Source organism: Sandarakinorhabdus oryzae, assembly GCF_009733735.1.
GTDB classification, from domain to species: domain Bacteria; phylum Pseudomonadota; class Alphaproteobacteria; order Sphingomonadales; family Sphingomonadaceae; genus Sandarakinorhabdus; species Sandarakinorhabdus oryzae.
The window spans coordinates 1-7,649 of record NZ_WNJP01000135.1 but is presented as its reverse complement, the minus strand read 5'-3'; the positions used below and the strand labels follow the sequence as shown (position 1 = coordinate 7,649).

The window sequence follows — 7,649 nt, the reverse complement described above, 5'->3', positions numbered from 1 at the left end:
CACCGGCCGGGCGATGGCCGCACCGCCAGCGCGGGCGCCAACAGCGCCGAGCAGGCCCAGGAACAGCAGCGCCCCGCCGGCCTGGCCGGCCACCATCAATGGCATCGGCAGCACGGCGGCCAGCACCAGCGGCAGCGCCGCACCAACCGTGAATGTGGCGGCAGACGTGAGCGCCGCTGTCACCGGCCGCGCCGTCGTCATATCGGTGATGTGCAGCTCGTCACGGGCGTGGGTGGCCAGTGCATCATGCGCCATCATCTGCGTCGCCACCTTTTCGGCGGTGTCGGCATCAACCCCGCGCGACCGGTAGATGCCGGCCAGTTCGGCATGTTCATGCTCGGGATCTGCGGCCAGCTCGGCGCGTTCCTTGGCCAGATCGGCGGCCTCGGTGTCGGCCTGGCTGCTGACCGAGACATATTCACCCGCCGCCATCGACATAGCGCCAGCGACCAGCCCGGCTACGCCCGCCACCAGCACGGCCGGCCGATCGGCGCCCGAAGCCGCCACCCCCAGCACCAGGCTGGCGGTGGAGACAATGCCATCATTGGCGCCGAGCACGGCGGCCCGCAGCCAGCCGATGCGGGCGACAAGATGGGATTCGGTGTGCAGTCTCATGTCAGGCCTCCGCCGCAGGGTGGGCGAGCCAGCGAATGCGCGCAATAGGGTGTGAACCGGGGGCGCTCCGGGCGCGGCAGACGGTTGGGAATCGCTGGCGGACGCCGGTGCGACAATCCGTTGTTACGTGTGTTGCGGCCGCTTCCCCCATGGCCGGGACCGCAATCTGCCGCACGATGCGCACCGTTCATCGGCGGAATCGATGATTTCGGCGCAGCCGTTCATGAGACAGAAAGGGCTTTGGCGTGGTTGCTGAAGCCGGCGCTGCTGGCCAGGGGTGACCAGCGTGCCCGAAATCATCGGTTCGGCCGGCCAAAGGGGCACCGGTGGTCGAACCGGCAACGCTTGAGAGGGATGAAGACATGCAACGCCAATTGATGAAACCGCCGGCCCTTTTGCTGGCCGCCGTGCTGGCCACCACCACTGCCGGCAGCCTTGCCGCCCAGCAGACCGCGCCGGATGCGCCGGGCACCCAGATCGTCACCAACACGCGGCCGATGCCGGGCCCGGAGATCAAGGGCACCATCACGGCGCGCAGCGGTGAGCGCATGGCCGTGACCGGCGAAGACGGCACCAGGACCATCGTCACCCTGAATGACATGACCCAGGTGAAGGGCAAGAGCGGCCTGTTCGGCGGCAAGGGCAAGTTCGGCATTTCCTCGCTGCTCAACGGCCTGCCGGTGACGGTGAAGACCAGCCAGGTCGGCGAGACGCTGATCGCCGATGTCGTCACCTTCCGCAGCAACGATTTCAAGACGGCCAACATGATCCGCAGCGGCACGGCGCAGGGCTTTGAAGAAGCCGCCGCCGCCACCGCCGCGCTGCGCAGCCGCGTTGCCGATATCGACAATTACAACATCAAGAACACCGCCAACGTCTATTTCGACACCGGCAAGTGGATGCTGACCGAACAGTCCAAGACCGAGCTGTGCAACGTGGCGGCTGAAGCCGAGAAGATCCCCAACGCGCTGCTGCTCGTCGTCGGCTACACCGATTCGGTGGGCAATGACGATTACAACCAGGAACTGAGCGAGAAGCGCGCCAGCCGCGTGATGGCCCATCTGCAGCAAGTCTGCCGCTGGAAGTCGTTCCGCACCTTGACCCCGAGCGGCATGGCCAAGGCCGATCCGGCGGCTGACAACAGCACCGAGGAAGGCCGCGCCCAGAACCGCCGCGTGGCGGTCAACGTGCTGGTCTCCAAGGCCGTCGACGGGCTGTAAGACCGGGCGGGCGGGCGCGGCCTGATCAGGCCGGGCCCGCCGCCACCGGCGCCACGATCAGATCATCGAGGAACAGGGCGATCAGGCCCGACTGGGACTTGACGCCAGCCTTGGCATAGATGCGGGTCAATTGCGCCCGCACAGTGCCTTCGGCCGAACCCCGTAGCCGGGCGATCTCGGCCGCATCGCAACCCTTGATCGCAAACAGCGCGACATCGGCTTCGGCCGCGGTCAGCTGCCAATCCTGCAGCCGCTGCTGCACCAGCGCCGCCACGGCCTGGCGGGCGAGCGCCACCGCCAGTTCATCCTGCCGCGCTGCCGCCAGCAAGTCACGCACCTGCACGGCACCGGTGACAACGGCAACCAGCAGCGCCAGCGCCGCTGCGCTCTCCACCAACAGGTGATTGGTCATTCCGTCGGCCCGCAGGTCGGCGGCGACATCGAGCAGGAAGAACAGTGCCGCCACGGCCTGCAGAGCCACGACGATGCTCATCGCGGTGGCCCGGCGGCGCAATCGTTGCTGGCGCTGCTGCATGGGTCGAGCCTATCGCCGGCCGGGCAACATGGCCAGCGCGAGGTTGCGGCGGCTGCGGCGGCTTTCGAAGATCACCCCACCGATGTGGAGCAGGATCAGGCCATAGAGCAGATTGGCGGCGGCTTCATGCACCTCGCCCAACGGGCCCTCTTCGCGCTCACCGGCCGCCTCATCATCGTCTGCCGAGGCGGTGGCCGGCACGGTCGCCTGCACGGCTTCGCCCGCCTCATGCTGGCCAGTGTCGCCCGGCAGTCCGCTCATGCCGATGCCGGTGCCGATGATGACCAGCAGGCAGCCCCAGATGGCATAGACCATCAGCGCGCCGAGCGGATTGTGCGAGCGATGTTCGACATGACGGCCGGCAACGATATCGCCAACATGGGCGAGCGCCCGGCGAAGACTGGGCGCAAAGGCCGAGAAACGGGCTTCGGCCGGGCCGATCAACCCCCACAGCAGGCGAAGGCCAAGGATGGCCGCCAGGCCATAGCCAACCCAGACATGCGGGCCAGAGCCTTCCTCGGTGATGATCGCGTTGGCCAGCACGGCCAGCGCGATGGTCCAGTGGGTCAGCTTCACCAGCGGGTCCCAGCGGCGGCGCTGTCCGGGCGGCGGCTCAGTGGTGGCCGCGTCCCCTTGGCCATGCGGGATCAGATCATGTGTCGGCATCGTCAGGCTCCTCGGTTTGTCGAGGCCCTGACAATGGCGGCCGCAATGGCGCCCTGCCATTGCAGCCGCGCTTAATTGCAGCGGTGTAAGCGCCTGCTTACGCGGTCATTCGAACGTGAGGTCGCCGGTTTCCGGCACCTCGAAATGGCGCGCCACGTCATCGTCGCTGATGGCCTCAAGCGTCGCCGGTTGCCACTTGGGATTGCGGTCCTTGTCGATCAGCTGGGCGCGGATGCCTTCGAAGAAGTCATGGCCGTTCCTGATCTCGCAGACCATGCGATATTCGTTGATCAGCGCCTCCTCGATCTCCACCCCGCGCGCGGCGCGCAGGCCGGCCAGGCTGAGCTTGCAGCTGATCGGCGACATGCGGCGGATGGTGGCAGCCTGCTCCTGGGCCCAGTCATCGCCGGCCTCCAGGCTGGCCATGATGTCTTCCATCCGGTCATGGCCGAAATGATAATCGATGGCGTCGCGGTACGCGGCCAATGGCCCGTCACCGGCGTCTTCGTCGAACGTCGCCAGCAGCTCGGGCAGCGGTTCATGGCTGGTGGCGAGCAGGTCGCACAGCGTTGGCAAATGCGCGGACGGCACATAATGGCTGGCGATCCCGCAAGTGCGCAGGTCCGCCGCCTTCAGCCGCGCGCCGGTCAAGGCCAGCCAGGTGCCGATCTCGCCGGGCAGCTTCGCCAACGCGTGGGTGCCGCCGACATCGGGGATCAGGCCGATCCCGGTTTCGGGCATGGCAAACAGCGTGCGTTCGGTGGCGATGCTGTAGGGGCCGTGGATGGACAAGCCCACGCCGCCGCCCATGGTGATGCCGTCGATCAATGCCACCCACGGCTTGCCGCAGCGGGCGATGGCCTGGTTCATGCGATATTCGTCGTGGAAGAAACTCTCCCACAGCGCCCGGTCCTCGCGGCCACGCCGGCCGAGCAGCGCCACGTCGCCGCCGGCGCAGAAGGCGCGGTCGCCGGCGCCGTCGATCACGATATGCTGGATATCATGATCGCCCATCGCCTCGATAACGGCACGGTGGATGGTCACCGCCATCGGGTGATTGAGCGCGTTCAGCGCCTGCGGCCGGTTGAGTGTGATCCACAGGGCGTGGCCACGGCGGGCCACAAGCACTTCGGGGGCATCGGTCATGAGCGGTCTACCAGGTTGCTGGGGCCATCCATGTCGATCGGGATGGCCGAGGTGGTGAGCCGGGCCAACAAGGTGCCGGCCTCGTCGAACAGGTCCGCCTCCATGAAGGCGATGCGCTTGCCCAGTTTCAGGCAGCGGCCTTCGGCATAGAGCGGCACGCCCGCCTTGGCCGGCGCGAAGAAGCTGGTCTTCAGCTCGATGGTCGGGATGCCGATGCGCTTGCCGCTCTTCACGATGGCCGCGAACGCCGCGGCATCATCCAGCATGGCGACCATGATGCCGCCCTGGATATTGCCCATCGGGTTGCGGCAGGCATCGATGGGCTGAAACTTCATCTTCACCCGGCCGGCGGCGCTGTCGATCTCGAGGATTTCCTGGCCCAGGATCGCGGCGGTTGGCGGCACGAAGCGGTTCATGCGCGCCATCAGGTCTTCGTCATTCAGGGCCATGTCTGCCTCAATGCTGGATGGTCAGGCCATAGCGGTGCAGCGCCGGGGCGAGGGCGTCAACCTGTTCGTCCTGCCGAGTGAACAGGGCAAGGCCGCGGCCCTCGCCCTGCTGCCCCTTCGCCCCCAGCAGGTGCGCCACGCGCCGGGCAATGCCGGGGCCGCCGTCGACAAAGCCCATAGCGGGCGCGGCGGCCTGCAGTTGCGGCAGCAGCAGTGGGAAATGCGTGCAGGCCAGCACCACCTGGTCGATGCGGTCGCCGCCCGGCTGACTGGTAAGGCCGGCCAGTTCCGGCGCCACGTCCGCTGCCGTCACCCGCTCCCCGCGCAATTGCGCCTCGGCCAGTTCCACCAGCCGCGCCGAGCCATGCAGCAGCACGCGGCAATCGGCGGCATGATCGGCCGACAGCCGCGCAACATAGGGCTGGCGCACCGTCGCCATGGTGCCGAGCACGCCGATCACGCGGCCGCGCGAGGCTTCGGCCGCCGGCTTGATCGCCGGCACCGTGCCCACCACCGGCACATCCAGCACGGCGCGGGCGTGCGCCAACGCGATGGTGGAAGCGGTGTTGCAGGCAATCACGATCAGATCGGGCCCCAGCCGTTCGGTGAGCCGGCCTAGCAGCGCACACACCCGTGTGGCGACCTCCATCTCGGTCTTGGTGCCATAGGGAAAGCCTGCGTTATCCGCGACATAGCTGATATCGATGGCTGGCAGCAGGCCCCGCACATCGTCCAGCACGGAAAGCCCGCCCACGCCGGAATCAAGCATCAGGATATGAGAGATCGCCGCCTCCGTCTTGCTCGCCCGGCCTCATGTCATGGCGCGCGGCAAAAGGCAAAGCCGCGCCAACATTCATGCTCAACAGAAAATGAAGTGGGTTTGCCGCCCCTCGAAAATCCCCAAGATCGGCCGTGAACAGCCTGAAAACCGCATCCGGTCCCTCGGCCGGAGCGCAAGCCAAGGGACATGACCGATGCTCAAGCCGTTCATCATTGGCGCCGCCGCCTTCAGCCTGGCCAGTGCCGCGCAGGCCACCACCGAAATCGCCACCACGGCGCGTGGGGTGTTCAGCAATGTCCGCGCCGTCGGTCAGCCGCTCACCCTGGTCGGCCCGATCGCCAGCGTCGGCGGCCGCACCTCGCCAGGCTATTCCTTGAACGGCGGCGTTGCCTCGCTGTCGGCGCCAGTCAGCCTCGGCACCGTGTCACTGGTCACGGCTGGCCTCGATATCGGCACCGGCCTGATCACCACGACGGCCAGCGCCGACGGCACCACCCCAGCCGATACCACCAGCGGCAGCGCCACCGCCACGGTCAACAACCTGGCCGTCAGCCTGTTCACCAGCACCCTGGGCGTGCCAACCTCGATCATCGGCCTCACTGCCGACCAGGTGCAGTCGCAGTCCAACATTAGCACGGCCAACCAGGTCGTCGCGCTCACCGGCCAGTCGAACTTTACCAACCTCAACCTCACGGTCGCCGGGGTGCCGATCCTGGCGCTGGGCAGCAATGCCCAGGTCGGCGTCAATTTTGTCGCCTATGATCTGGCCGGCCTGAAGATCACCTTCAACCAGCAGTTCACCAGCAATTTCGACAGCACCCGCCTGCTCGTCACCAACGCCATCGGCATCAGCTTCACCAACTATCTGCTGGGCGGCCGCAGCCTGAATGGCGATCTCATCATCGGCCAGACCGTCGCCGAATATCAGGGCAGCGCCCCCATCCCCGAGCCAGCCGCGTGGGCGCAACTGATCGCCGGCCTTGCCCTGGCGGGCGCCGCACGCCGCCGCCAACAGCGCAAGACGAAATTGGCACGCGATTAGCAATAAGTCTTAACCAAGGATACATATTTTGGTCATTATTTAAGACCGTCACAAATAATTTACCATAAATCTGTAACTATCAACGCCAAGATTCGTAGGTCGCTAGGTGAAGTTGTCGGGCATCCGGCAGTATCACTGGTCCTGGCAAGAACAGGGCATGGCCAAACGAATCGTTGTTGCGTTGAAAGGTAAAGCAGATGTTCAAGCCCCCTGAACTTCTCTTCTGTGCCGCCCTGATCCTGTTTCCCGCCCTGCCCGCTTCAGCCACCACCAGCATCACCTCCGCCGCCTTCGGCCTGTCCAGCACGGTCAAGGTCATCAACACGGTCGGCGTCACCGTCGGGCCCGTCGGGGCGGTCGCCGGGGCGACCGCGCCCGGCTATGCCGTCACCGGCAATGTCGCCTCGCTCAACACAGTGGTCGATCTGGGCGTCGTCGCGCTGGTCAGCGCCGGCCTGCGGCTGCGCACCGGCGTGATCAGCACCGCGGCCAGCGCCAACGGCACCACACCGGCCGATACCACCAGCGGCGACGCCTCGGCGCTGGTCAACAACCTGAACATCTCGCTGTTCACCACCGCGATCGGCAGCCCGGTGACGGCATTGGGACTCACCGCCACCAGCCTGAATTCGCAAACCCAGGTCGTGCGCATCGGCAATGCTACCACGCTGCAGGGCCAATCCACCTTCTCCAACCTGGCGCTTTCGGTGCTGGGCGTGCCTATCCTGTCGCTGGGCGCCAATGCCACGGTGGCGCCCAACTTCCTCGCCTATGATCTGGCCGGCCTGCGCATCCTGCTCAATGAACAGATCAGCGGCACCGGCCCCGGCGGCGTGCAGACCCTGCTCACCAACGCGCTGCACATCAGCTTCAACAATTTCCTGCTTGGTGGCCGCGCGCTGACCGGGGACATCATCGTCAGCCAGTCGCAAGCCAGCATCAGCTTCGATCCGGTGCCGGAACCGGCCGCCTGGACACAGCTGATCGCCGGCTTCGGTCTCGCCGGGGTGGCGCTGCGCCGGCGCCGTGCGCGGCAACCGGCCGCTTAGCCCCGGATTGCCCGCCCGCCGCTGACACGGCAAGAAAGGGGCGATGCCGGCGCCCGCTTCCGATTGGCCACCTCCGCTGCCCGATGCCAGCGACTTCGTCGCGCCGCCGGTGCCTGGCCCCGGCGCGGCGCTGGCGCGGCTGGCCC

At 66.8% G+C, this 7,649-nt stretch carries 9 protein-coding genes; 3 read left to right on the top strand and 6 right to left on the bottom strand.

Annotated features, from left to right (window positions below; translation table 11 throughout):
• Positions 1 to 615: VIT1/CCC1 transporter family protein (locus GJ693_RS12080; protein ID WP_156256546.1), on the bottom strand; the 615-nt coding region annotated here is incomplete at its 3' end.
• A gap of 377 nt (positions 616 to 992) precedes the next feature.
• Between GJ693_RS12080 and GJ693_RS12075 the strand changes: the two genes are divergently transcribed.
• Entirely contained in the window at positions 993 to 1,835 is an 843-nt protein-coding gene (locus GJ693_RS12075; protein ID WP_235902850.1) for an OmpA family protein, read from the top strand.
• A 25-nt stretch (positions 1,836 to 1,860) separates the two neighbouring features.
• Here the strand turns inward: GJ693_RS12075 and GJ693_RS12070 are convergent, their stop codons facing one another.
• From GJ693_RS12070 to murI, 5 genes are all read right to left on the bottom strand, one after another.
• A complete protein-coding gene (locus GJ693_RS12070; protein ID WP_156256544.1) occupies positions 1,861 to 2,370 on the bottom strand; it encodes a helix-turn-helix transcriptional regulator in 510 nt (169 codons plus the stop codon).
• Positions 2,371 to 2,379: 9 nt separating this feature from the next.
• Positions 2,380 to 3,036 (bottom strand): cytochrome b/b6 domain-containing protein, encoded by a 657-nt coding sequence (locus GJ693_RS12065; protein ID WP_197042156.1) that lies wholly within the window; start codon positions 3,034 to 3,036, stop codon positions 2,380 to 2,382.
• 105 nt (positions 3,037 to 3,141) lie between these two features.
• Positions 3,142 to 4,182: an enoyl-CoA hydratase/isomerase family protein gene (locus tag GJ693_RS12060; protein ID WP_156256542.1), complete on the bottom strand. Its 1,041-nt coding sequence runs from the start codon at positions 4,180 to 4,182 to the stop codon at positions 3,142 to 3,144.
• Entirely contained in the window at positions 4,179 to 4,631 is a 453-nt protein-coding gene (locus tag GJ693_RS12055) for a PaaI family thioesterase (protein WP_156256541.1), read from the bottom strand. Before GJ693_RS12055 ends, GJ693_RS12060 begins: the two co-directional genes overlap by 4 nt.
• 7 nt (positions 4,632 to 4,638) lie before the next feature.
• Positions 4,639 to 5,400 carry a glutamate racemase gene (gene murI / locus GJ693_RS12050; protein WP_156256540.1) on the bottom strand — a complete coding sequence of 254 codons (762 nt, stop codon included), beginning with the start codon at positions 5,398 to 5,400 and terminating at the stop codon, positions 4,639 to 4,641.
• Between the two features lie 205 nt (positions 5,401 to 5,605).
• Here murI and GJ693_RS12045 point away from each other — a divergent pair, with 205 nt between their 5' ends.
• Positions 5,606 to 6,454, top strand: coding sequence for a PEP-CTERM sorting domain-containing protein (locus GJ693_RS12045; protein ID WP_156256539.1), 849 nt, complete (start codon positions 5,606 to 5,608; stop codon positions 6,452 to 6,454).
• 197 nt (positions 6,455 to 6,651) lie between these two features.
• Positions 6,652 to 7,503, top strand: coding sequence for a PEPxxWA-CTERM sorting domain-containing protein (locus GJ693_RS12040; RefSeq protein WP_197042155.1), 852 nt, complete (start codon positions 6,652 to 6,654; stop codon positions 7,501 to 7,503).
• The last annotated feature ends 146 nt before the right edge of the window (positions 7,504 to 7,649 follow it).